Origin of the sequence: Flavobacterium magnum (genome assembly GCF_003055625.1) — a bacterium.
Classification (GTDB): domain Bacteria; phylum Bacteroidota; class Bacteroidia; order Flavobacteriales; family Flavobacteriaceae; genus Flavobacterium; species Flavobacterium magnum.
Genome location: NZ_CP028811.1, coordinates 1,912,155 through 1,934,939, shown reverse-complemented (window position 1 = coordinate 1,934,939; position 22,785 = coordinate 1,912,155). Strand labels below are relative to the sequence as shown.

Annotated in this window: 22 protein-coding genes; 6 read left to right on the top strand and 16 right to left on the bottom strand. The window is 46.1% G+C overall.

The window, feature by feature from the left end; translation table 11 throughout:
• Nucleotides 1–3 precede the first annotated feature (3 nt).
• The 13 genes from rpmG to HYN48_RS07920 all read right to left on the bottom strand — a co-directional run bounded on the left by rpmG (nt 4) and on the right by HYN48_RS07920 (nt 12,395).
• Nucleotides 4–186, bottom strand: coding sequence for a 50S ribosomal protein L33 (gene rpmG, locus HYN48_RS07980; RefSeq protein WP_008253902.1), 183 nt, complete (start codon nt 184–186; stop codon nt 4–6).
• Nucleotides 187–213: 27 nt separating this feature from the next.
• Complete coding sequence (rpmB, locus tag HYN48_RS07975; RefSeq protein ID WP_108370603.1) at nt 214–450, bottom strand: 50S ribosomal protein L28; 237 nt, start codon at nt 448–450, stop codon at nt 214–216.
• 71 nt (nt 451–521) lie between these two features.
• Nucleotides 522–1,784: a CinA family nicotinamide mononucleotide deamidase-related protein gene (locus tag HYN48_RS07970; protein ID WP_108370602.1), complete on the bottom strand. Its 1,263-nt coding sequence runs from the start codon at nt 1,782–1,784 to the stop codon at nt 522–524.
• A gap of 24 nt (nt 1,785–1,808) precedes the next feature.
• A complete protein-coding gene (locus HYN48_RS07965) occupies nt 1,809–2,153 on the bottom strand; it encodes an Hpt domain-containing protein (RefSeq protein WP_108370601.1) in 345 nt (114 codons plus the stop codon).
• On the bottom strand, nt 2,153–2,764 hold the full coding sequence (locus HYN48_RS07960) for a fumarylacetoacetate hydrolase family protein (protein ID WP_108370600.1): 612 nt from the start codon (nt 2,762–2,764) through the stop codon (nt 2,153–2,155). The genes HYN48_RS07965 and HYN48_RS07960 overlap by 1 nt, the downstream gene beginning before the upstream one ends.
• Nucleotides 2,765–2,937: 173 nt before the next feature.
• A complete protein-coding gene (locus HYN48_RS07955) occupies nt 2,938–3,714 on the bottom strand; it encodes a 3'-5' exonuclease (RefSeq protein ID WP_108370599.1) in 777 nt (258 codons plus the stop codon).
• Between the two features lie 83 nt (nt 3,715–3,797).
• Complete coding sequence (locus tag HYN48_RS07950; RefSeq protein WP_108370598.1) at nt 3,798–5,354, bottom strand: T9SS type A sorting domain-containing protein; 1,557 nt, start codon at nt 5,352–5,354, stop codon at nt 3,798–3,800.
• 127 nt (nt 5,355–5,481) lie between these two features.
• The gene (locus HYN48_RS15405; protein WP_181248441.1) at nt 5,482–5,736 is read right to left on the bottom strand and encodes a T9SS type A sorting domain-containing protein; all 255 of its coding nucleotides are present in this window, start codon (nt 5,734–5,736) and stop codon (nt 5,482–5,484) included.
• Between the two features lie 101 nt (nt 5,737–5,837).
• Nucleotides 5,838–5,975, bottom strand: a complete 138-nt coding sequence (locus HYN48_RS15400; RefSeq protein WP_425433125.1) for an NHL repeat-containing protein — start codon at nt 5,973–5,975, stop codon at nt 5,838–5,840.
• 326 nt (nt 5,976–6,301) lie between these two features.
• Entirely contained in the window at nt 6,302–8,815 is a 2,514-nt protein-coding gene (locus HYN48_RS07935) for a T9SS sorting signal type C domain-containing protein (protein WP_108370595.1), read from the bottom strand.
• Between the two features lie 153 nt (nt 8,816–8,968).
• Nucleotides 8,969–10,273, bottom strand: coding sequence for a dihydrolipoamide acetyltransferase family protein (locus HYN48_RS07930; RefSeq protein WP_108370594.1), 1,305 nt, complete (start codon nt 10,271–10,273; stop codon nt 8,969–8,971).
• Nucleotides 10,274–10,377: 104 nt separating this feature from the next.
• Nucleotides 10,378–11,523 (bottom strand): glycosyltransferase family 2 protein, encoded by a 1,146-nt coding sequence (locus HYN48_RS07925; protein WP_108370593.1) that lies wholly within the window; start codon nt 11,521–11,523, stop codon nt 10,378–10,380.
• Between the two features lie 77 nt (nt 11,524–11,600).
• The gene (locus HYN48_RS07920) at nt 11,601–12,395 is read right to left on the bottom strand and encodes a DUF2490 domain-containing protein (protein ID WP_108370592.1); all 795 of its coding nucleotides are present in this window, start codon (nt 12,393–12,395) and stop codon (nt 11,601–11,603) included.
• A 133-nt stretch (nt 12,396–12,528) separates the two neighbouring features.
• Here HYN48_RS07920 and HYN48_RS07915 point away from each other — a divergent pair, with 133 nt between their 5' ends.
• Together HYN48_RS07915 and HYN48_RS07910 are read left to right on the top strand one after the other, a co-directional pair.
• Complete coding sequence (locus HYN48_RS07915) at nt 12,529–14,397, top strand: ABC-F family ATP-binding cassette domain-containing protein (protein ID WP_108370591.1); 1,869 nt, start codon at nt 12,529–12,531, stop codon at nt 14,395–14,397.
• 58 nt (nt 14,398–14,455) lie between these two features.
• A complete protein-coding gene (locus HYN48_RS07910) occupies nt 14,456–15,235 on the top strand; it encodes an O-methyltransferase (protein WP_108370590.1) in 780 nt (259 codons plus the stop codon).
• Here the strand turns inward: HYN48_RS07910 and HYN48_RS15395 are convergent, their stop codons facing one another.
• The 3 genes from HYN48_RS15395 to HYN48_RS07895 all read right to left on the bottom strand — a co-directional run bounded on the left by HYN48_RS15395 (nt 15,236) and on the right by HYN48_RS07895 (nt 17,470).
• Nucleotides 15,236–15,319: a T9SS type A sorting domain-containing protein gene (locus HYN48_RS15395; RefSeq protein ID WP_425433124.1), complete on the bottom strand. Its 84-nt coding sequence runs from the start codon at nt 15,317–15,319 to the stop codon at nt 15,236–15,238. It lies immediately after the preceding gene.
• Nucleotides 15,316–16,605 (bottom strand): RCC1 domain-containing protein, encoded by a 1,290-nt coding sequence (locus tag HYN48_RS07900; protein ID WP_108370588.1) that lies wholly within the window; start codon nt 16,603–16,605, stop codon nt 15,316–15,318. Before HYN48_RS07900 ends, HYN48_RS15395 begins: the two co-directional genes overlap by 4 nt.
• A gap of 187 nt (nt 16,606–16,792) precedes the next feature.
• Nucleotides 16,793–17,470, bottom strand: a complete 678-nt coding sequence (locus HYN48_RS07895; protein ID WP_108370587.1) for a hypothetical protein — start codon at nt 17,468–17,470, stop codon at nt 16,793–16,795.
• A 154-nt stretch (nt 17,471–17,624) separates the two neighbouring features.
• On the opposite strand from HYN48_RS07895, the gene HYN48_RS07890 reads away from it, so the two are divergent.
• The 4 genes from HYN48_RS07890 to secA all read left to right on the top strand — a co-directional run bounded on the left by HYN48_RS07890 (nt 17,625) and on the right by secA (nt 22,756).
• The gene (locus HYN48_RS07890) at nt 17,625–18,320 is read left to right on the top strand and encodes an ABC transporter ATP-binding protein (protein WP_108370586.1); all 696 of its coding nucleotides are present in this window, start codon (nt 17,625–17,627) and stop codon (nt 18,318–18,320) included.
• Between the two features lie 56 nt (nt 18,321–18,376).
• Nucleotides 18,377–18,946, top strand: coding sequence for a cob(I)yrinic acid a,c-diamide adenosyltransferase (locus tag HYN48_RS07885; protein ID WP_108370585.1), 570 nt, complete (start codon nt 18,377–18,379; stop codon nt 18,944–18,946).
• A 144-nt stretch (nt 18,947–19,090) separates the two neighbouring features.
• On the top strand, nt 19,091–19,312 hold the full coding sequence (locus HYN48_RS07880) for a DUF2795 domain-containing protein (RefSeq protein ID WP_022828503.1): 222 nt from the start codon (nt 19,091–19,093) through the stop codon (nt 19,310–19,312).
• Nucleotides 19,313–19,402: 90 nt separating this feature from the next.
• Entirely contained in the window at nt 19,403–22,756 is a 3,354-nt protein-coding gene (gene secA / locus HYN48_RS07875) for a preprotein translocase subunit SecA (RefSeq protein WP_108370584.1), read from the top strand.
• Nucleotides 22,757–22,785 lie beyond the last annotated feature (29 nt).

Sequence of the window (22,785 nt, the reverse complement as noted above, 5' to 3'; positions counted from 1 at the left end):
GTATTATTTAATTTCTTTATGAACGGTTACACGCTTCAGGATCGGGTTGAATTTTTTGATTTCCAACCTGTCCGGAGTGTTTTTCTTGTTTTTTGTCGTGATATATCTTGAAGTTCCCGGAACACCTGAAGTCTTGTGCTCGGTACATTCTAAGATTACCTGGATCCTGTTGCCTTTCTTTGCCATTTTGCTAAATATTTATATTGGAAAAGATTATTTAATAAATCCTTCTGACTGTGCTTTTTTCAAAACAGCAGCGATTCCGTTTTTATTGATCGTTTTAATTGTAGATGCAGCCACGCGAAGGGTGATCCATCTGTCCTCTTCAGCAAGGTAAAAACGCTTTTTCACTAAGTTCACAGAGAATTTTCTCTTTGTTTTATTCATAGCGTGGGAAACGTTATTTCCTACCATCGCTCTTTTGCCTGTAAGGTCACAAACTCTTGACATGATGCTTATCTTTTATCGTTATTCAAAATCAGGGTGCAAAGAAAAGAAAAATAAACCTATGCGCAAAATAATTATTCCACAAATTTCAAAATTTCTTTCTGCAGCATTTCAAGCGATTTGTTTACCGCCCTGTCGATGACTTTTTCACGCGGCTGGCCAAATTTAAACTCGTTGGAAATGACGCTTCCGTCAGGCAAAGCCAGTGCAATGCACACGGTTCCCACGTCCTTATCGGTGTTGTCCTTGCCGGGACCTGCGTTGCCGGTTGTGGCAATCGCATAATCCGTTTTCATGATGCGTTTGACGCCCAGCGCCATCGCTTCGGCCACTTCGTTGGAAACCACCGAAAACCGGTTTATGGTCTCCGTAGGAACTTGCAGTACATCCGTCTTAATCGCTTCCTGATAGGCAACAACGCTGCCGCAGAAATAGGCCGACGCACCCGGAACCGACGTCAGTGTCTGGGCTATTTTCCCACCCGTGCAGCTTTCTGCCGTAGCGACGGTCAGCTTTTTATCTGTCAGCCATTTGCCAAGCATTTTTTCAATCGTCTCCTCTTCTTCAAACCCGACAATCACATCCGATATAAGTCCGGACAACGATTTTATATTTTCAGCAATTGCGCTTTCGAGCTCGTTTTTGTCGCTGCCGCGTGCGGAAAGGCGCAACCGTACCCTTCCCGGACTCGGCAAATAAGCCAGTTTGATGAAAGCCGGCAGGCTGTTTTCCCAATCCGCGATCCGGTCGGCAATCATGCTTTCGCCCATGCCGTAGGTCATGACGGTCTTGTGGATGATGTATGGCCTGCGGTACTCAGACACAATCCGTGGGATCACCTCATGTTCCATGAGTCCCTTCATCTCATACGGCACGCCGGGTAGCGATATAAAGACCGTATTGCCTTTCTTCATCCAAATGCCGGGCGCCGTGCCGTATTGGTTGAACAGCACCGTCGCTTTCGACGGAACCAGTGCCTGATCGATATTGCTTTGCAGTAACGGATTGGTATTGCCGGTGTAATTGTGGATCAATTTGGTGACGTGTTCCAGGACTTTGGCGTTGCTGACGAGGCTGTCCCCGAAATATTCGCAAAAGGTATTCCGAGTGACATCGTCTTTTGTGGGACCGAGGCCTCCGGTTACGATCACAAGATCGGAATCATCCTGAAGTTCGCTGAACGTATCGAGAATGTGTTGCTTATTGTCTGAAATCGAGCGCATTTCTGCCACTTCGATCCCTATTTTATCAAGCGCTTTGGCTATAAATCCGGAATTGGTGTCGACAATCTGCCCGATAAGGATTTCGTCGCCAATAGTGATAATGGATGCTTTCATGGTTTGGATTTCAAAATGGCAGATTTACAAATTAAAATCTTTCCTGATCTCCTTCACCGCCTTCTCGACCCTTTCCTCAATATCCTTGAAGGTATCCTTGATTTCCTTGCGCTTGCCTTCGCGTTTGGTCCACTCCTCTACCACGAGGATTTCCTCGAAGGCGACGGTCATCCCCAGCAGGTCCAGCGTGGGCTTGATCTTGTGCGCGAAGCTGTACGCCTGTTTGTAGTTCTTCTGCTCGATGCCCTCCCTGACCAGTTGCAGGTCAGCCGGGACTTCTGATATGAAAAGCGAAACGATCTGGAGCACGAATTCGGTGTCGTTTTCCGAAATCGCGTAGACCTTTGCTAAGTTATAATTTAGGGCCATTATTTTACCTGTATTCTGAATAGTTTGTTTTGTTCAAGAAATCCTTCCAGCACATCGCCCGGTTTTACGGCCGCTACGCCTTCCGGGGTGCCGGTGAAAATAAGGTCGCCTATCTTGAGCGTAAAAAATTGCGAAACGTAAGAGATCAGCTCGTCAATCTTCCACAGCATATGCGAATTATTCCCCTTTTGGACGGTCTTCCCGTTATTGGTCAACTCAAATGTAAGGTTTTCTATTGATTCGAATTGGGTTTTGGGCAAAAATTCTCCAACGACTGCCGAGCCGTCAAACGCTTTGGCTTTTTCCCACGGAAGGCCTTTATCCTTAAGCTTTTGCTGCAGGTCGCGCGCGGTAAAATCTATCCCAACACTGATTTCATCATAGTACTTGTGTGCGAATTTCGGCTCGATGTACTTCCCAACCTTGTTTATCCTGACGACAATTTCGATTTCGTGGTGGATGTCATCGGAAAATTCCGGGATGACAAACGGATGCTGTTTGAGCAATATGGCAGAGTCCGGTTTCAAGAACACCACCGGCTCGGCCGGGCGCTCGTTTTTAAGTTCTTCGATGTGGGCAGCGTAATTGCGGCCAATGCAGATGAGTTTCATATTGCAGGGTTCAGGGTTCAGGATTCAGGATTTGGAGCTATTCCCGCTTTTCATTTCAATCTTTTGCTTTGTAAAGAACAAAGCAAAAGGATTTCCATTTCAATCGGGGCTAGGGCGTTTTGTCCGAAGGGATTTCTGCCCTGAGCCTTGCAACCGTGTGCTGAATCCTGCGCCTAATTAAACTTGTTATTCAGTTTCCTGAGCTTAATCGCTGTCAGGACTTTTTTAGTGTATAAGGGGAAATCGGCGTTCTGGATCCAGCTGAAGTAGCCGGGCTCCGATTCAAGGATCTTTTCGACCTTTGCGCCTTTGTGCTTCCCGAAGGTAAAAATCTCCTCATCATCCTTGTCAAAGGCGATCATGCCTGCGAAGTCGGCAATCTTTTTCCTGGTAGTAAATTCGGACAAGGATTTCATGTCATTGTCCAGTTCGGGATAACGCTCCAGCTGTGCCTTGAGGATCTCATAGGTCGCTTCGGTATCTGCGGCAGCGGAATGCGCATTTTCAAGATTTTTCCCGCAATAGAACTTCAGTGCGGCGCTTAGCGTACGCTCTTCCATCTTGTGGAAAATCGTCTGCACATCTACGGAGACACGCGACTTCATGTCGAAGTCCAACCCGGCCCGCAGCAGTTCCTCAGCGAGCAACGGAATATCAAAACGGTCAGAATTGTACCCCGCAAGATCTGAATCCTTAATAATATTGTATACTGTATGAGCCAAATCCCTGAAGGTGGGCTCATGGGCCACTTTCTCGTCGCTGATGCCGTGCACGGCGGTCGAGGCGGGCGGAATGGGCATCTCAGGGTTTACAAGCCATGTTTTGCTTTCCTTGTTGCCATTGGGGAAGACCTTTAGTATCGAAATCTCGACGATGCGGTCCTTACAGATATCGATTCCGGTGGTCTCGAGGTCGAAGAAACAGATCGGGCGGTGTAGTTTGAGTTCCATTTTGCTTGAATAAGATGCAAAGATAGATTTTTCGCAGTAAGATTTAAGTGTTTAATTGCAGTGGTTTCAATCTGCAAAAAAAATCACTTTATAACCTTTACTACCGATGACGCTTTACCATTTGAAATGTTCAGTAAGTATAAACCGTTCGCCAAGCTTTCAGGGAATTTCAAATTCAGGGAATTTTCGCCTGTATGAAAAATACCGGAATTGAGGAAACATATTTTCTTTCCCGTAATGTCGTACAGGTCAACTGACAGATTTTCTGTTATTGATAAATTAAATTTGACATTGATGTAGTTTGTGAAGGGATTCGGGTACACTTTAAAATCTGCACCGGTTAAATCATTACTGCCCAAAGGCATTTCTTTGTATCGCACCAAGGCAAAATCGACATTTTCTGACACGGACGCGGCGCCGGCAACATATATGTCACTACCCACCGTTTTTACAGCGATCGATGCTGCCATGTCCTCAAACACCGTTGTTAAGACTCCGGCGGTTCCAAAATCGGTATCTAAGGCCCCATCTGGCAAGTATCGGGTTGTAAAAAAACCCCGTTCTCCGCTTTGGGGCTGAGCTACTGCTGTAACAAGCAATTTCCCATCATTTTGTAATTCAGCATCACGAAAAAATATGATGGAGTAATTGGTTCCGCAATCTGAAATCACCTTTCCGTCAATGCCAAAGGCAGGATTGAGTGACCCATCAGGCAAATACTCAGCCAGGGCAATCTTGCTGTTGTTGAAACCATTGTAGTAATAAACGCCGCTTACAAGGATATTCCCGTTTGGCCTGATCGAAATCCTTTCTCCTAATTCAATGCTTCCGAAATCAGTCGTCACAATGCCATTTACCCCAAAACCTGCATCGGGAGTGCCATCAGCATTTAATTTAACGATACCGAAATGCCAGGCTTCTGGAATATTTTCCATATCAGTTGTTCCGGCGAGCAACAATTTGCCATCGGGCAATATCGAGAGGTTTGATGCCGAATCGTTGCTGTAATCTGCAGCATTATTCATTCCAAAATTAATCTTTATGGTGCCATTCTCGCCAAACGTGGTATCCAAAGTCCCGTCAACATTATACCGCGCCAATGCAAAATCCCTGTCACCAATCCCCGCAGCGAATATCTTGCCGTCCGGCAATAATTTGATATCAGAAACACCGTCATCACCACCGAAGTCTGTCACGACTAATCCATTAACCCCGAAAGTATTGTCAGGGCTGCCATCAGGATTGCATCTGAAAATGGCAAAATCAGTGCTACTGTTGTTTTCCTGTTTTCCTCCGATTACTATTTTACCATCCGTTTGCAATAGCATACAATTCGCGCCATGATGCTCTCCTCCGTATGGTAACAGTATTTTTCCATTGTCCCCAAAAGTGCTGTCAAGAACACCATCGGCCGTAAATCGTGCCAGTGCAAAAAAACCGTTATCGCCAATTATGGATTCTCCGGCCGCTATTATTTTTCCGTCAGGCTGCACTGCCAAAGCGTAAATGATATCAATTGCCGTGCCGGCGCCAAAGGGGGTGGTGACTTTTCCACCAATACCAAAGTTTTGGTCTAAGGTAAACTGGGCGTTCATCGTAGCAAAAAGAAATAGCCCGCCAATAAAAAGTTTTATTTTCATTGTCAATTGTTTTGGTAAAGCTGATATATGTAAAAACAAAACCCCCTTATAATTCAGTGGGGTCTGTATGTCATTTCGCGTGGTACCGACTCACTTCACTAATTTAATAACTGATGATTCAGTTCCGTTAGAAATTTTTAGGAAATAAATGCGTTGAAAGCGACGCCGGTAGATTTAATTTTATGGAATTCAGACCTGCAGAGAAATCAGTGTTTGAAACCGACGTAGCTGCTTTTTTGCCTGAAATGTCAAACAGGCCAATGGTGACTTCATCAGCCTGTGGTAGGGTAAAATTAAAATCCGAAGCAGGATTCGGGTAAACAGAAAGCGTATTTGATCCTAAATCCGTGATCCTTAAACCATCCGAATTAAACCTCAGCAATATGGTATCCTAGTATTCTGAACCGATATCTATCGAGCCTCCAAGTACCAGTTTACCGTTTAGGCTGCATGGCTATTGTGCTCATATAAGTATTGGTATTATTAATAACGGGGCGAAAAGACCCCGCCCTCACCAAATGCAGGATCTAAAGTCCCATCGTCATTCAATTGCAACAACAACGGGTTTGCTTTTTCATCATGATAGCTAGTCCCTGTAAATAATATTTTCCCATCGGCCAATAATTGGTTCTTATACAATTTATCATCATCCCCTTCCTTAAAGACATCTTTAATGAATATATTACTTGTCAGATAATCTTGCCATCCGGCTTTATGAATACTGAAGTGATGGCATCATAATCATATTGTTCCTGGAGTGAGATGACTACTTTGCCTTCTTTCCCGAAACTTTCGTCAAACGATTATTGCTGGCTCAGGGCCGGTAGTGAAAAAAACATTGATTATGCAAACCATCAGATTTTCATAATAGGGCTTTTTCATTGGATAATGATATTCCGATTTCCGGCATGTATAAGGGGTTACTTTTAATCTGAAAAATTAATAAATTAAAAGCAGAACTTTTTAGTAACCATCGAGTTGTCTGCCAACACGATTTTTACTATTAAAAATGAATTGGAAGGCAATACATCCTGAATTGACACTTCGTTTTTATCCAGACGTTTACTCTGTAAAACCAGTTTTCCGCTCAAGTCATATATACTGACTGTCGATATCTTGCTTGAAAGCGATTTTATATTTAAAATACCGCTGTCTTTATAAATCCTGATATCATTATCCAATACGTCACCCATATTCCCTGTTGACAGATCATCCGCGGCCATAATACGTGTGATCCGGTTTCGCCCTGTGTTTCCGAAAAATGCAAATTCGCCACAGGCAATGACTTTGCCAGATTGAAAAGCAATATCAAAAATATAACCACCGATGCCATTCTCAAACGTTACAGAGTTAATACTAAAACTTTCATCTACGCTTCCATTACTGTTAAGCCTTACGAGTCCGAATCGCGGAATCCCATTATAAGTTGTGAAACTACCTGATAAAATCATTTTCCCATCCTGCTGTACAAGTATTTTGTTGAAACTCCCCGAGAATGAAACACTAGTTCCCGACAAAAAGCTATTGTCAGTAGTCCCGTCTCCATTAATCCTCAAAAGTGTACATGTCCCGATTCCGACTTTGACAAAAACTATTTTGCCATCAGGCTGCAGTGACATGCTTCTAACTCCTTCAAAATTCAAACCTACCACGGGAGTAAAACTTAAATCCTGAGATCCATCCGAATTTAACCTCAATAATATTGCATTATTGGTGAAACCTGATTGGCGTCCAAGCACAATCTTATCATCTGGAGTAATCAATAACGAAACGTGGTCCGCTAAAAGCGATGCTGGGATCGCGCTCAAAGTGTCCATGAAATCCTGATCGATGCTTCCATCAATGTTTAACCTGATAACACCATAGTGTACAGAAAAGTCGACGGTAAAATAAAATACTCCGGTTAAAATTATTTTCCCGTCCGACTGTACTCCAATATTATTAATAGTTTGATCAAACCCAATGTTAGGAATAAAAGCACTATCCATACTGCCGTCCGGGCTCAATCTTACAAACTTATTCACCTCCTGCCCGTTAAAACTTGTAAAATTGCCTGCAACCAAAATTTTACCATCGGCCTGACGAGCCATTACCCTTGTATCATCATTAAATCCTGTTCCCGTATTGAAATCCGGATCCACGTCGCCGTCCGGCAGCAGTCGTACAATCTTGCTTTGTGCCGAGCCGTTGAAATGAGTAAATCTTCCTGTTACCAATATTTTCTCATCAGGCTGCACAATGGTTCGCGCGATGTAATTATCAGCTCCGGTTCCCGCGTTGACAGGTATATCAATATTAATTGTACCATCTTCATGAAGGCGGGCAAAACGGTTTTTGTTTGTTTTGTCGTAATAATCAAAACTTCCCGTGACGATAATATTTCCGTCTGATTGCAAAGAGAGGTCTGAAAAAAAACCTAAATTATTTGCCCTGGAGTAAAAGGTTTCATCCAGACTGCCATCAGTATTCAGCCTGCAGATATTATGCGCATAGGTATCCCCATTAGTACTAAAATAACCAGCTACAATGAGCTTTCCCGTCGGTGTAAAAACTGCATCGGTGATAGTATTATAAACGGGTGTTATCGGAACGTAAAATCCAGAGTCCAGGCTACCATCACTATTCAACCTCGCGATGACTCCGGTTTGTACCGCATTTACGGAAGAAAATTCACCTGTAATTATTATTTTTCCGTCATCCTGCGCCAGTGTTTTGGTGACAATGTCATTAATTGATGCAGGTGTAAATGAAACGTCTCTGGCACCATCTTCATGAAGCCTTACAATTAAGTTCGATGGTTGGGAATTATATTCCAAAAATTCACCAACGGCTAAAATTTTTCCATCTGCCTGTAACGCCAATCCACGCACATTGCCATTAAATCCTGTTCCGGTTGTAAAATTACCGTCTACAGATCCGTCAGTATTGAGCTTTACGATTCTTTTATAATTATTTGCGTTAAAAGCTGTAAAGTTTCCCCCGGCAACAATCTTCCCATCCGAGAGCAACAAAATTGAGCTTACCGCATCGTTCGCACCTGTGCCAGTATTAAAACTACTGTCGAGCGATCCATCAGCATTAAGTCTGGCAATGTGATTAACAGGAATGTCATTGTAAGTTGTAAAATTTCCGCCAATGATGATTTTCCCATCGGGTTGGAGTACAATCGCCGAAATATCATCGTTTGGTCCGGTTCCGGGATCGAAAGACAAATCAAGAGATTCATCAGGATTAATCCTTGCAATCCTGTTCCTGTCATAGTCTTTATACCTGGTGAAACTTCCCGAAATGACAATCCTGTTATCCGGCTGTACAGCGTTTACGTAAATGATATTGTTCGCACCGTTCCAATACCCCCCGTCCTGAGGATTGAATGATGGATCGTTTACCCAACTTTGTGAAAAAGCAGATATTGTAAGTAAAGTCGAAATCAACAAGGTCAGGATAGTTTTATTTTTCATATGTCAAATTGTTATGGTTTAGCTAATATATGAAAAATAAAAACCGTTTGGAATCTGAGGTGCATCTTTAAGATGAACGTAACGACCTGCTTATCAGGAAAAAAAAGCCTCTCAGATGAAAGGCTTCCATTATTAAGTGTCAATAGTCAATTATTAAAAATCCCTGTTCACATCAAAAGCTTCCAAATAATCCGCAACTTTTTTCACAAAGCTTCCACCCAGTGCCCCATCAACCACACGGTGGTCATAAGAGTGTGAAAGGAACATTTTCTGGCGTATGCCGATGAAATCCCCTTCAGGTGTTTCGATGACGGCAGGCACTTTACGGATCGCACCCAAGGCTAAAATCCCGACCTGCGGCTGGTTGATGATCGGCGTGCCGAACACGCTGCCGAAAGTACCAACGTTGGTGACAGTGTAAGTGCCGCCCTGTGTGTCGTCCGGCTTAAGCTTTCCGGCTTTGGCGCGGTTACCCAGATCGTTTACGGCTTTCGCCATGCCTACAAGGTTTAACTGGTCTGCATTCTTGATAACAGGAACGATAAGATTCCCATTCGGCAAGGCCGCCGCCATACCCAGGTTGATGTTCTTCTTTTTGATGATGTAATCGCCGTCAACCGAGATGTTCATTCCAGGGAAGTCTTTCAGCGCCTTCGCTACGGCTTCCATGAAAATCGGGGTGAACGTGAGTTTCTCGCCTTCGCGTTTCTCAAAGGCATTTTTCACCTTGTCGCGCCATTTCACGATATTGGTCACGTCCACTTCGATAAACGACTGTACATGCGCCGATGTTTGTACCGAAGCGACCATGTACCCGGAAATCAGTTTGCGCATGCGGTCCATTTCGACAATCTCGTCACCACCATTTACTGAAACAGGGACAGCCTGCGCGGCGGGTGCCGGAGTGGCCGGTTTGGCTGCCGGCGCCTGCGTACTTGCAGCCTGAGGCGCTTTCCTGCCCGCTATGTATTGTAAGATATCGTCTTTGGTCACGCGGCCATCTTTGCCGCTTCCGCTGATTGATTCGAGTTCAGCTACCGAAACGCCTTCTTCCTTCGCTATATTTTTAACCAACGGCGAGAAGAATTTCTCGGAACCGGAAAAATCCTGCGGTGCCGCGACGGTTTGCTTCGCAGTCTCGACGGTTTTCTCTACGGCGTCAATGTCGCCATTTTTCTCCATTGTCGCTTCAGAGGGTGCGTCAACAGCCACGCCGCCAGACACCTCAATGATGGCAATGGTCTGGCCCACCTGCACCAGATCGTCCTTTTGGAATAATTTTTCGACGAGCACTCCGCTCACCTCAGAAGGCACTTCAGAATCGACCTTATCCGTCGCAATTTCCAGTACGGCTTCATCGGCTTCAATTGTGTCGCCCACTTCTTTTAACCAATTGGTAATGGTCGCTTCTGCAACGCTTTCTCCCATTTTCGGGAGTTTCAGTTCAAATCTTGCCATATTGTTACCCTGAAAGGTGGTTTTAGTTTTATCGGTGCAAAATTAATGTTTTTTTTGAGTTTTGGCTACGAATGGCGTAAATTTCAGCAGCGCCGGAAACTTCCTCATTTCGGCAACCGGATGACTTCACCGCGGTCGGAACTGCTGTCGCTACCGATCATAAAATCAGCTCCTTGCGGGATAATCCGGAAGGTCACCGATTTCCCTTTGCCCATTTCAAATGCCGCAATGATGGTCCGGAAATCGACAAAATGATTGTCGAACACCAGTTGTATGTTACGGTTTTCCGAAAACGTTTGCGCCGTAACCGATGCAGCCATCCCGATCGTAAAGCCATAATGCGCCTCAAGCCTGCGGCGCAGCAGGTCATCTTCTGAAATCAGGAGGATGTGCTCCGGTTTCACTTTCGGTTTCGGCTTGCCCTGTACGGTCTTGACCAACGAAAAATAAAACGCGCCGGCTTGCGCCATCACATCAAAAAATACCGATTTCTTAAAATGCTTTGTGTAAAAGAAATTCAGGAAGTCACGGAAATGCTTCATGTATACGGCGTCTTTTACGGTGCTTTCCCCCTTATAATGTATGACGGAAGTGTTGTGGAAATAATAATTTTGTTTGCGAAGCAGTGACGCCCTGTAGGACAGGTCGATGTCATCGGCATACATGAAGCAGTTTTCATCGAAACCACCCAATTCGTTGTACAGGTCGCGTTTCATCAGCATAAATGCACCCACGAGAATGTCCGCTTTTCCCGATTGGTTTTCGTTTAAATGCATCGCATAGTACTTCCCGAATGCTTTTGGGGCGATTTTATACAACCCGAAAATCTTCGTAAACGCGACCCAAGGCGTGGGCACGCCGCGCTTACTTTCCGGAAGGAAATGGCCCGTACCATCAATCAGCTTTACGCCTGCAATGCCGAAATCGTCCTGATCCCCGGCGAACGCCAGCACTTTAGAAAAAGTATCTTCTGCGACCACCGTATCGGGATTCAGGATGCAGAGGTACTCGCCTTTGGCCTGTGCTACACCGATGTTATTGCCTTTGGGAAAGCCCGAATTCTCATGGTTCTCTATAAGCCGTACCTGCGGGTAACGGGACTTCATCATCGCGCAGCTGTCATCTGAAGAATGGTTGTCTATGACAATCACCTCAGCCTCGATATTTTCCGTTGCTTTGAGTACGCTCAGGACACAAAGCTCGAGAAAATACCGGACGTTGTAATTTAGGATGATTACGGAGAGCTTCATTTTTAGCTGGGATTAGTTTGCAAAATGGCAGTTTCAGGGTTCACGCCGCTAAGGAAAATTTCCGCCGGCTCACCAGGTTATTTCGACACCTTATTATTTTTTCTCAAATCAAAGTTAAAAAGGGCACTCGCCATAATTCCATTATTGTATTGAAACACATTATTGCCGTCGATCTCGCGTCCGAATTGTAATATCTGGCTGATGTACCCGGCCTCGATAGTGAAAATGTCGCTGCACCGGTAACCAAAAAGCAATCCAAGCCTGTTCTGGTCGAAAACATTCTCACCGACGTGCTTTCCGAAGTTTACCGAAATTTCATTAAACATCGCAAGGTATGGCGTGCTGTTTACGCTTTGCTGCCCTTTCAGCGGAACCTGTGCCCGGAACATATAACGCAAACGGTTCCTGAACGGAAACTGGTCTTCCTTATCAAGCGCTTCGCTTGTGTACCGCCCAACCCATCGCTGCTCGAGCATGAACCGGTGCGTCAGCCCGAGGATTGAAACGTTGTCGGTAATCGTAACGGCCTCGAAAGCGCGGTGCTCGTGATAATCCTTCCCGAAACGGTTGATCGGGATTTCGCCATACGCATAGGTTTTGGCCCAGCCGTACCCGAGACGGAACTGTACTTTGGGATGGATCTGGTAGCTGGCCGAAATCCGCGCAAGCCCCTGCTGCCACTCGGTAATGAGCTTGTTGCGGCGCCATTGGTATTCGGTAACAAAACCCCATTTATCGCTGAGCCTGAAATTTCCGGTAACGCCGTACCAACCGATCGTATTGTGGTCGCTGATACGCGTGTTCTGAGCTGATGCCGGCGTTATGAAGCATACTGCGAACATCAGGATGAGTGGAAAAATCGTTTTGGGCATCGGGTAAAGTTTGTGCTGCGAAAATAATTAATAATTGACAAATTAAGTCAATTACTTGCGTGCATTCGGGTTTTTGGACTTCCGGCACCCCCGACTTTCCGCTTAAAAAGTTACTTTTGCAAAAAATATACCTGTGAATTACCTCTCTGTAGAAAATATATCGAAGTCGTTTGGCGAACGCGTGTTGTTTGAAAACATCTCATTCGGCATCAATAAAGACCAGAAAATTGCCTTCATCGCGAAAAACGGTACCGGAAAAACCACAATCATGAACATCATAAATGGTATTGATGAACCGGACTCCGGTAAGGTGGTGATGCGAAAGGAAATCAAGATGGCCTTCCTGTCACAGGTGCCTGACCTTCAGGACGAGCTGACGATTGAGGAAAGCATTTTCGCGTCAGATAATCCGATACTCAAAGTGATTGAGGAATATGAACACGCACTGGAAAATCCTTCCGATGAAGAAGCCTACCAGCGCGCGTTTGACAAAATGGACCAGTTCAACGCCTGGGATTTTGAGACGCAATTCAAGCAAATCCTTTTCAAGCTCAAGCTCGAGGATTTTAAGCTCAAGGTAAAAAGCCTTTCGGGAGGGCAGAAAAAAAGGCTGTCGCTCGCAATCATCCTGATCAACCGGCCTGACCTGCTGATCCTCGACGAGCCGACAAACCATCTTGACCTTGAAATGATTGAATGGCTGGAAAGTTACTTCGCCAAAGAAAATATCACTTTGTTCATGGTCACGCACGACCGGTTTTTCCTCGAGCGTGTGTGCAACGAGATCATTGAGCTCGACAACGGAAAACTCTACCAGTATAAAGGCAATTATTCATACTACCTTGAGAAAAAAGAACAGCGCATTGCCTCAGAAAATGCGAGCATCGATAAGGCGCAGAACCTGTTCGTAAAAGAACTCGACTGGATGAGGCGACAGCCTAAAGCGCGTACCACCAAGTCAAAATCGCGACAGGATGACTTTTACGTAATCAAGGAAAAAGCGCAAAGCCGCCGCAAAGAAAACCAGGTCGAACTGGAAATCAACATGGAGCGCATGGGCAGCAAGGTCATCGAAATGCATAAGCTCGTCAAGCGTTTTAAGGACAAGGTAATCCTTGACGGATTTAGTTATGATTTCCAAAGGGGCGAGCGCGTTGGGATCATCGGGAAAAACGGCACGGGGAAGTCGACGTTCCTCAATTTGCTGACCGGTACGATACCGCCAGATGCGGGGAAAGTCGTGACCGGCGACACGATCAAGGTGGGCTACTATACCCAAAGCGGCATCAATCCAAAACCGGGCCAGAAAGTCATCGATATCATTAAGGAATACGGCGAATACATCCCGCTCATGAAAGGCCGGACCATTTCGGCGGGGCAATTGCTCGAGCGGTTCCTTTTCGACAGGAAAAAACAACACGATTACGTTGAGAAGCTCAGCGGCGGTGAGTTAAAGCGGCTATACCTGTGCACGGTACTGATCCAAAACCCGAACTTCCTGATCCTGGATGAGCCTACAAACGACCTCGATATCGTGACCCTGAACGTTTTGGAAAACTTCCTGTTGGATTATCCGGGCTGCCTGATTGTGGTATCGCACGACCGTTACTTTATGGACAAGATTGTTGACCATTTGTTCATCTTCAGGGGAGCCGGCCAAATTGAGGATTTTCCGGGTAATTACTCAGATTTCCGGGCCTATGAGGACAGCGCCGAGCCAACAAAAAAAGAGCTGAACGCGGTAAATACGGAAAAAAATTCATGGAAACAGCAGCAGGTCCAAAGCGGCCTGTCCTTTTCAGAGCAGAAGGAATTCCAAAAAGTGGAACGTGAGATCCGGGATTTGGAATTTGAAAAATCAAGAATTGAAAAGGCTTTTGCCGACGGGAATGTTGCCGATGCCGATATTGAAAAAAAAGCAAATGAGCTGCAGCAGATCATCGGCAAGCTTGAAGAAAAAGAGGAACGCTGGTTTGAACTGAGCGCGAAAATGGAGCAATAGGAAAATTGGCCAACATCGATCCCGTCCGAAAAAAGACACCCTGAATCCGGAAAATCCCATGTTATTTGGAATACAATCATATTTGAATTTTCTTGCCAGATCGACTAACGAGCACGGCGTGCACTCGCCATTTGTGTTTCAATTGGTGACAAAGTGCTTTTATGATCGCACCGAGTATCCTGAGTACACTGTGCTGCGGCAATATCGGAAAGCGCTATTGGGGAATGACGAACTGATTGGCGTGGCTGATTTTGGTGCCGGCTCCAGAGTATTCAAATCCGATTACAGAAAAATCTCCGCAATAGCCAAGACAGCGGGTATTTCCAAAAAAAGGGCCGAATTGCTTTTCAGGATGGTCCGGTATTTCAGGCCGAAGCAGGTACTTGAAGTCGGAACATCGCTTGGCCTGGCGACTGCCGCATTGGCCTCAGGATACACCGACGCACAGATCGTTACGCTCGAAGGTTGCCCGGAAACCGCGTCGGTCGCAGAAAAATCGCTCGCCGCCGCGGGCATCGGAAACGTCCGAGTGGTTGTCGACCGCTTCGAAAACACCTGGCCGGAATTGTTATCCGGAACCTACCGACCCGATTTTGTGTATTTCGACGGCAACCATACCAAAGAAGCGACAGTACGCTATTTCAATACTTTATTGCCCACCGCAACCAATGACACGGTCTGGGTTTTTGATGACATCCACTGGTCGGCTGAAATGGAATCAGCCTGGGAAATCATTAAAAAAAATCCGAGGGTCACAGTAACCGTGGACACGTTTCAATGGGGATTGGTATTTTTCAGGAAGGAACAGCAGAAAGAGGATTTTGTGATCAGGGTTTGATCATTTTTTTACGAAACGGAGCATTTTCGATTGACCGGCGGCGGTTATCCGCACAAAATAAACACCCGAAGACAACCCGTTCACGTCGATGGCCGATTGATTCTCATACTGCTCTGATATTTTTTTCCTAAGATGTCGAAAACGGCAACAGCCTCAATCTGATTGGTGGATGCACTGCTCAGATACAACACGTCGCGCGCGGGATTCGGAAATAAATAGGTATCTTCCAGCGGATCCGGCGAACCGGTGCCGAGTGTGGTGCAGCTATAATTTATAGGCAGGAACGACGGCACATGCGAACCGTTGCCCAGTTGTCCGTAAAAATTATCGCCCCAGGCTGACATCGCCTGGTCTCCTTTCAACGCAACGGTATGGAATTCCCCCGTGTCGGCAAATATCCAGTCATTGCCTGTCCCTACTCTTGTCAGAACCTTTTTCTCCACATTGGTACCATCACCGAGAAGTCCGTTATAATTGTACCCGCAAGCCCATAATGATCCGTCCTGCTTGATGGCCACGGTATTTGCTTTGCCGATGCCTATCGATTGCCAGTCATAATCAACACCAACCTGAGTGAGCACGTTGACGTCAATATCGTCGCCCAGGCCCAGGCGGCCGTCGGCATTGAAGCCCGCTGACCAAAGGGTCCCGTTCTGCTTCAGCGCCACGGTGTGGTATTCTCCGGAAAGCGCTACGGCCCAGTCGTTGTCGTTGCCAATCTGTATAGGCACGATGCTCGAAGTATTGTTCCCGTTCCCGAATTCACCATGTTCATTATTGCCCCACATCCAAAGCGTGCCATCCTTCTTGATGGCTACGGTGTGGCGGGATCCCGCGGAGACGAACTCCCAATTGTTATCGGTCCCGATCTGGATCGGTATGTTCTTATTGTACAGGGTTCCGTCACCAAGCTGCCCGTAAGTCACATTGTGTCCCCATCCCCAGAGTGTCCCATCATCCTTGATGGCCATGTTCGACCAGTATGTCGCGGAAATCATTGCCCAGTCGTTAGCGGTGCCTACCTGTATCGGCATACTTTTACTGGTGAGTGTCCCATCGCCCAGCTCGCCATAGCCGTTGTATCCCCAACTCCAAAGCGTGCCGTCAGTCTTGAGTGCTATTGAATGCGAACCGCCCGCGGAAACCATATCCCAATTGGCATCGATTCCGATCTTGACCGGAAAAACCTTGTCAATCGTGGTCCCATCGCCCAAAAGTCCGTTCGCATTTCCGCCCCATCCCCATAAGGTACCGTCCTCCCTGATGCCCATCGTGTGATAAACACCGGGCGACACCGACTTCCAGCATTGCGCCGTAACGGACAGTCCGTAAAGGGAAAACAAAAGGGTTTTGAGTAAAAGTTGCCTCATCGTAAAGCGTTCGTTAATAAAAACTTAAAATTACTAAACTTTTACTAATAATTTACAATAAGTTTAAATTTAAAAAAAATCGCCACTGAATTAGTGGCGGATTTCTTAAATACGTGTACTTTAGAGTACACGTCAAAATGAAGGTATGATAAACAAAAATGGCACCCTGCAGGATGCCATTGATGATTTATTTTTTTGCGTCGGCGTTTTCCTCAGCCTTGGCACCCATACGTTCCCATTTGAACTTAGGGGCGAACTTAAATTTAAGTTCAGCGATTTTCCTGTTATCACGTGAAGAAAGACCTTCTTTCTCTACCGTATTTTTGTGGGCGTCCAATGCTTCATACATGGCTTTGATCTCGTCAAAATCTTCTCTTGAGTAAGAATCCTTGTTGGCGTCAAATTCGTTGTAGAAATCGTTGTAAACTTTCAGGATGTTGTCTTTGTTTACCCATGAAAAGTTCATGTCCTCGCCAATTTTACCCGCTCCAAAATAAGAGTCACGCAATACCTGCTTCCTGTCCGGCGTCGTAGATGCAGCGGTGGCCGTTTTTGCTACTTCTGCGTCAACCTGTGTTTTAAGCTCGGTGTATTTCGCCTTGGCTTTTTCAATCCTGGCTTCGGCAGCTGCCTTGTCCTTGAATTCCGCCAATGCCGCTTCGGCTTCCGCAGTACGCTGGCTGTACTCAGCTTCAATAGCAGCCCAGTTTGTCTTAGCATCGGCTACGGCAACGCTGCTTACTGAATCTGCATATTTTTCATAACTGTCCACCGTCTTTTCGGCTTTTTGCTCACCATCACTTTTGCAGGAAGCAAAACCCAATGCCATCACAGCAAACCCCGATAATAAATAATTCGTTTTCATAAAATTAGATTGTTTTGATTTTTAATATCCCAAAATTACCCATCGGTTTCCTGAAAACATTTCCATTAAGCCTCCAAATATTATAACATTTCAGTATAGCTCCGTTTGGTTTGTCTTTGAAACAAATTGTTTACTTTTATCTCAAATTAAAAGTATGGCGTCACCATTAATAAGTATCAAGGACATCACGCGGAATTTCGCGCTGGGAAATGAAACCGTGTATGTACTTAAAGGCATCGACCTCGAAATAAGCAAGGGTGAATACGTTGCATTGATGGGACCGTCGGGCTCAGGGAAATCGACCCTCATGAACCTATTGGGCTGCCTTGATACACCCACGTCAGGCACCTATATCCTTAATGGTAAAAACGTGAGCCACATGGGCGATAATGAGCTGGCCGAAATCCGGAACAAGGAAATAGGTTTTGTGTTCCAGACCTTTAACCTGTTACCGAGGACCACCGCACTGGACAATGTGGCGCTGCCGATGATTTACGCCGGCTTTTCCAAATCAGAACGCCACAAACGCGCAAAGGAAGTGCTCGCACAGGTCAACCTCGCCGACCGCATGGACCACCAGCCCAACCAGCTTTCGGGCGGGCAGCGGCAACGGGTCGCGATTGCCAGGGCATTGGTTAATACACCATCAATCATACTGGCTGACGAGCCAACAGGAAATCTGGACAGCAAAACGTCCGTCGAAATCATGAAGCTTTTTGACGACATCCATAAAAACGGCAACACCGTCATACTGGTCACCCATGAAGAAGATATTGCGGCCTACGCCCATCGGGTGATCCGCCTGCGGGACGGCGTCATTGAAAGCGATACAAAAAATAACGTTCAATAATAAACAGGGTGAATTGTTTACGATAATCTGTTTTCAATTTTCCCCATCAAGTCATAATGAAAGTATATACCAAAACCGGCGACAAAGGGACTACAGCATTATTTGGCGGTACCCGCGTGCCGAAAGACCATATCCGCATTGAAAGCTACGGCACGGTTGACGAGCTCAATTCTTACATCGGGCTGTTACGCGATCAGCAAATCGATGTCAGGTATAAAGACATCCTGATCGAGATCCAGGATCGGTTATTCACTATAGGGGCGATCCTCGCAACCCCGCCGGAAAAAGAAGTCATGAAAAATGGCGAACGCCGATTGCAGAATCTTGGCCTGTCGGAAAAAGATGTCGAACTGCTCGAAACTGAGATCGACCATATGGACTCCCAGTTGCCTCAGATGACGCATTTCGTGCTGCCCGGGGGGCATACGACCGTGTCATATTGTCATATTGCGCGTTGCGTGTGCCGGCGTGCGGAAAGGCTGGCAGTACATTTGAGCCATATTGACCCGGTTTCGGAACTGGCCATAACCTACCTGAACCGTCTTTCAGATTACCTTTTTGTTCTGGCACGGAAATTGACAGCCGACCTGCGCGCTGACGAAGTCAAATGGATCCCGAGGAAGTAAATTTTAGAGGATTTGTCTGCAATTGAATCCGACCCGATTGGGATTTCGCAAAGACGTTCTTAACTTTTTTAAAATAAATCGAATTTTACTTGACTTTTTCAGTAAAAAAATTATTTTTGCATCAAATATTAAAATCGACTATAGATGTATTGGACATTAGAATTGGCATCTTATTTAAGCGATGCGCCGTGGCCGGCAACCAAAGATGAGCTAATCGATTACGCTATCCGTGCAGGAGCGCCGCTTGAGGTTGTGGAAAACCTGCAATCAATCGAAGATGAAGGCGAGATATACGAATCAATGGAAGAAATATGGCCTGATTATCCTACCGACGAAGATTACCTTTGGAACGAGGACGAATATTAAAAAATAAAAAATCAATCTTAAAGTCTCTGCAAGAGGCTTTTTTTTTGCTTAAATTTGCACACATTTTTACAAACAGAAATTAAATAAATCATGAGTTTCATAAATAGCATTCTCAAGGCTTTCGTAGGAAATAAATCAGAAAAGGATGTCAAGTCCCTGCAGCCCTACCTTACTAAAATCAAAGCGCTTGAAGGCAGCATGGCAGCCCTTTCGCACGACGAGCTCCGCGCAAAAACGGCAGAATTCAGGCAACGCATCAAGGATGCCCGTGCTGACAGGGATGCAAAAATCGCAGACCTTAAAGCCAGGGTCGAGGCCACTGACGATATTGATGTCAAGGAGGACATTTACGCCGATATCGATGCCCTTGAAAAGGAAGCTTATGAGATTTCAGAAAAAACCTTGCTTGACATCCTTCCGGAAGCTTTCGCCGTGGTGAAAGAAACCGCCAAACGATTCAAGGAAAATACCAATGTCACCGTAAAGGCCACACCGAAAGACCGCGAACTTTCAGCCGAAAAACCTTACATCACGCTGGAAGGCGACAATGCCATCTGGGCCAATTCCTGGAATGCCGCCGGAAAGGCGATCACCTGGGACATGATCCACTATGATGTGCAGCTCATCGGCGGTATGGTGCTGCACCAGGGAAAAATCGCTGAAATGCAGACGGGTGAAGGAAAAACCCTCGTGGCCACATTGCCATTGTACCTCAATGCATTGACCGGAAACGGTGTGCACCTCGTTACCGTGAACGACTATCTGGCCAAACGTGACAGCAGCTGGAAAGCGCCGCTGTTTGAGTTCCACGGACTGACCGTAGACTGCATCGACAACCACCAACCCAATTCAGAAGGCAGGAAAAAAGCCTACGATGCCGACATTACCTATGGTACCAATAACGAATTTGGTTTTGATTACCTAAGGGACAATATGGCGCATTCGCCGGCTGATCTGGTGCAGCGCAAGCATAATTTCGCGATTGTCGACGAGGTCGATTCCGTCCTGATCGATGATGCCAGGACACCATTGATTATTTCGGGGCCGGTGCCACAGGGCGACCGCCACGAATTCAATGAACTGCGTCCGAAAGTCGAAAATCTCGTCAACCTGCAAAGGCAGCTGGCCAACGGTTTTTTAGCCGATGCGAAACGACTGATCAAAGAAGGAAATACAAAAGATGGCGGATTTTCGTTGTTGCGCGCGTACAGGAGTTTGCCTAAAAACAAGGCGCTGATCAAATTCTTATCGGAAGAAGGCATCAAGCAATTGCTGCAAAAAACCGAAAACCAATACATGTCTGACAACAACCGCGAGATGCACAAGGTCGATGAGGCACTGTATTTTGTGATTGAGGAAAAGAACAACCAGGTTGAACTTACAGACAATGGTATCAAATTCCTTTCCGGAGATACCGACAGCCACTTTTTCGTGCTGCCTGATATCGGGACCGAAATCGCACGCATCGAAAAAATGAATCTTGAAAAGGATAAGGAAGCCGAGGAAAAAGAAAAGCTGTTCCAGGATTTCAGCGTAAAAAGCGAACGCATCCATACCCTGACCCAATTGCTTAAAGCCTACACGCTGTTCGAAAAAGACGTGGAATATGTCATCATGGACAACAAAATCCTGATCGTTGACGAACAAACCGGGCGTATTATGGACGGCCGCCGCTATTCTGACGGGTTGCACCAGGCAATCGAAGCGAAAGAAAACGTGAAGATTGAAGCCGCGACGCAGACTTTTGCAACCGTGACGCTGCAGAATTATTTCCGTATGTACAGCAAACTGGCCGGCATGACCGGTACAGCCGTTACTGAGGCGGGTGAATTGTGGGAAATTTATAAACTCGATGTGGTGGAAATCCCAACCAATAGGCCAATGGCGAGGATTGACCGCGATGACCTGATCTACAAAACCACACGCGAGAAATTCAATGCGGTAATTGAGGATGTTACACAACTCTCAGCCGCAGGAAGGCCCGTACTGATCGGTACCACTTCGGTAGAGATTTCAGAATTGCTGAGCCGCATGCTGAAAATGCGCGGTGTACAGCACAATGTCCTGAACGCCAAAATGCATAAGCAGGAAGCGCAAATCGTTGAAGAGGCAGGAAAACCCGGTGTCGTAACGATCGCAACGAATATGGCAGGTCGTGGTACCGATATTAAACTGACCCCTGAAGTGAAAAAGGCAGGCGGTCTGGCCATCATCGGTACGGAGCGCCACGATTCCCGTCGCGTAGACCGCCAGCTGCGTGGTCGTGCGGGCCGTCAGGGAGACGTCGGTAGTTCACAATTTTATGTATCGCTGGAGGACAACCTGATGCGTTTGTTCGGATCGGAAAGGGTCGCCAAGATCATGGACCGTATGGGACTCAAGGAAGGCGAGGTAATCCAGCATTCGATGATGACCAAATCGATCGAGCGCGCCCAGAAAAAAGTAGAGGAAAACAACTTCGGTGTACGTAAAAGGCTTTTGGAATATGATGATGTCATGAATGCCCAACGTGAGGTCGTATACAAAAGAAGGCGTCATGCCTTACACGGCGAAAGACTGAAACTCGACATCGCCAATATGATGTTTGACACCTGCGAACTGATCGTGGCCAATAACAAGGCAGCCTCCGATTTCAGGAATTTCGAATTCGAGCTGATCCGTTATTTCTCAATCACGTCGCCGGTTAGCGAAAGCGAATTCAACCAGCAGAATGAAACGGAACTGACGGCCAAAGTCTACAAATCAGCGTCACAATACTATAACGAAAAAACCGAGCGCAGCGCACGCGAAGCCATGCCGATTATTGCCAATGTTTTCGAGAACGAAGGCAACAAATTTGAGCGTATCGTGGTACCATTCACTGATGGCATTAAAACGCTGAATGTTGTAACGGATCTTAAAAAGGCATACGAAACACAGGGAAAACAGCTGATCGCCGATTTCGAGAAGAACATCACGCTGGCCATTGTGGACGAAGCCTGGAAGAAGCATTTGCGTAAAATGGATGAGCTCAAGCAATCAGTGCAGCTCGCCGTCCACGAGCAAAAGGATCCATTGTTGATTTACAAATTTGAAGCATTCAACCTGTTCAATAATATGCTGAACGGTGTCAATAAAGAAGTGGTGTCCTTCCTGTTCAAAGGCGACCTGCCGATGCAGCAGGCTCCTAAAATCGAGGAAGCCCGGGAAGTAAAGCAGAAAGAAAACTACCAGACTTCAAAAGATGAGATCCCGAATAGCGACCAATCGTCTGCGATGAATCGCGAAGCAGGACAAACGCAACCACGCCAGGTTACTGAAACAATCGTGCGCGATGCCCCGAAAATCAACAGGAATGACAATATTACTGTGAAACACGTGATGAGTGGCAAGACCGAAACCATGAAGTACAAGAAAGCCGAATCGCTGCTGACTTCAGGCGAATGGGTTATCGTAAACGACTAATCGAAATAAAATCTGATATAAAATCCCCG

Excerpts from the sequence above, each read along its gene's own strand:
- rpmG (WP_008253902.1), bottom strand. The coding sequence starts at position 186 with ATGGCAAAGAAAGGCAACAGGATCCAGGTAATCTTAGAATGTACCGAG.
- rpmB (WP_108370603.1), bottom strand. The coding sequence starts at position 450 with ATGTCAAGAGTTTGTGACCTTACAGGCAAAAGAGCGATGGTAGGAAAT.
- HYN48_RS07970 (WP_108370602.1), bottom strand. The coding sequence starts at position 1,784 with ATGAAAGCATCCATTATCACTATTGGCGACGAAATCCTTATCGGGCAG.
- HYN48_RS07965 (WP_108370601.1), bottom strand. The coding sequence starts at position 2,153 with ATGGCCCTAAATTATAACTTAGCAAAGGTCTACGCGATTTCGGAAAAC.
- HYN48_RS07960 (WP_108370600.1), bottom strand. The coding sequence starts at position 2,764 with ATGAAACTCATCTGCATTGGCCGCAATTACGCTGCCCACATCGAAGAA.
- HYN48_RS07955 (WP_108370599.1), bottom strand. The coding sequence starts at position 3,714 with ATGGAACTCAAACTACACCGCCCGATCTGTTTCTTCGACCTCGAGACC.
- HYN48_RS07950 (WP_108370598.1), bottom strand. The coding sequence starts at position 5,354 with ATGAAAATAAAACTTTTTATTGGCGGGCTATTTCTTTTTGCTACGATG.
- HYN48_RS07935 (WP_108370595.1), bottom strand. The coding sequence starts at position 8,815 with ATGAAAAATAAAACTATCCTGACCTTGTTGATTTCGACTTTACTTACA.
- HYN48_RS07930 (WP_108370594.1), bottom strand. The coding sequence starts at position 10,273 with ATGGCAAGATTTGAACTGAAACTCCCGAAAATGGGAGAAAGCGTTGCA.
- HYN48_RS07925 (WP_108370593.1), bottom strand. The coding sequence starts at position 11,523 with ATGAAGCTCTCCGTAATCATCCTAAATTACAACGTCCGGTATTTTCTC.
- HYN48_RS07920 (WP_108370592.1), bottom strand. The coding sequence starts at position 12,395 with ATGCCCAAAACGATTTTTCCACTCATCCTGATGTTCGCAGTATGCTTC.
- HYN48_RS07910 (WP_108370590.1), top strand. The coding sequence starts at position 14,456 with ATGTTATTTGGAATACAATCATATTTGAATTTTCTTGCCAGATCGACT.
- HYN48_RS07900 (WP_108370588.1), bottom strand. The coding sequence starts at position 16,605 with ATGAGGCAACTTTTACTCAAAACCCTTTTGTTTTCCCTTTACGGACTG.
- HYN48_RS07895 (WP_108370587.1), bottom strand. The coding sequence starts at position 17,470 with ATGAAAACGAATTATTTATTATCGGGGTTTGCTGTGATGGCATTGGGT.
- HYN48_RS07890 (WP_108370586.1), top strand. The coding sequence starts at position 17,625 with ATGGCGTCACCATTAATAAGTATCAAGGACATCACGCGGAATTTCGCG.
- HYN48_RS07885 (WP_108370585.1), top strand. The coding sequence starts at position 18,377 with ATGAAAGTATATACCAAAACCGGCGACAAAGGGACTACAGCATTATTT.
- HYN48_RS07880 (WP_022828503.1), top strand. The coding sequence starts at position 19,091 with ATGTATTGGACATTAGAATTGGCATCTTATTTAAGCGATGCGCCGTGG.
- secA (WP_108370584.1), top strand. The coding sequence starts at position 19,403 with ATGAGTTTCATAAATAGCATTCTCAAGGCTTTCGTAGGAAATAAATCA.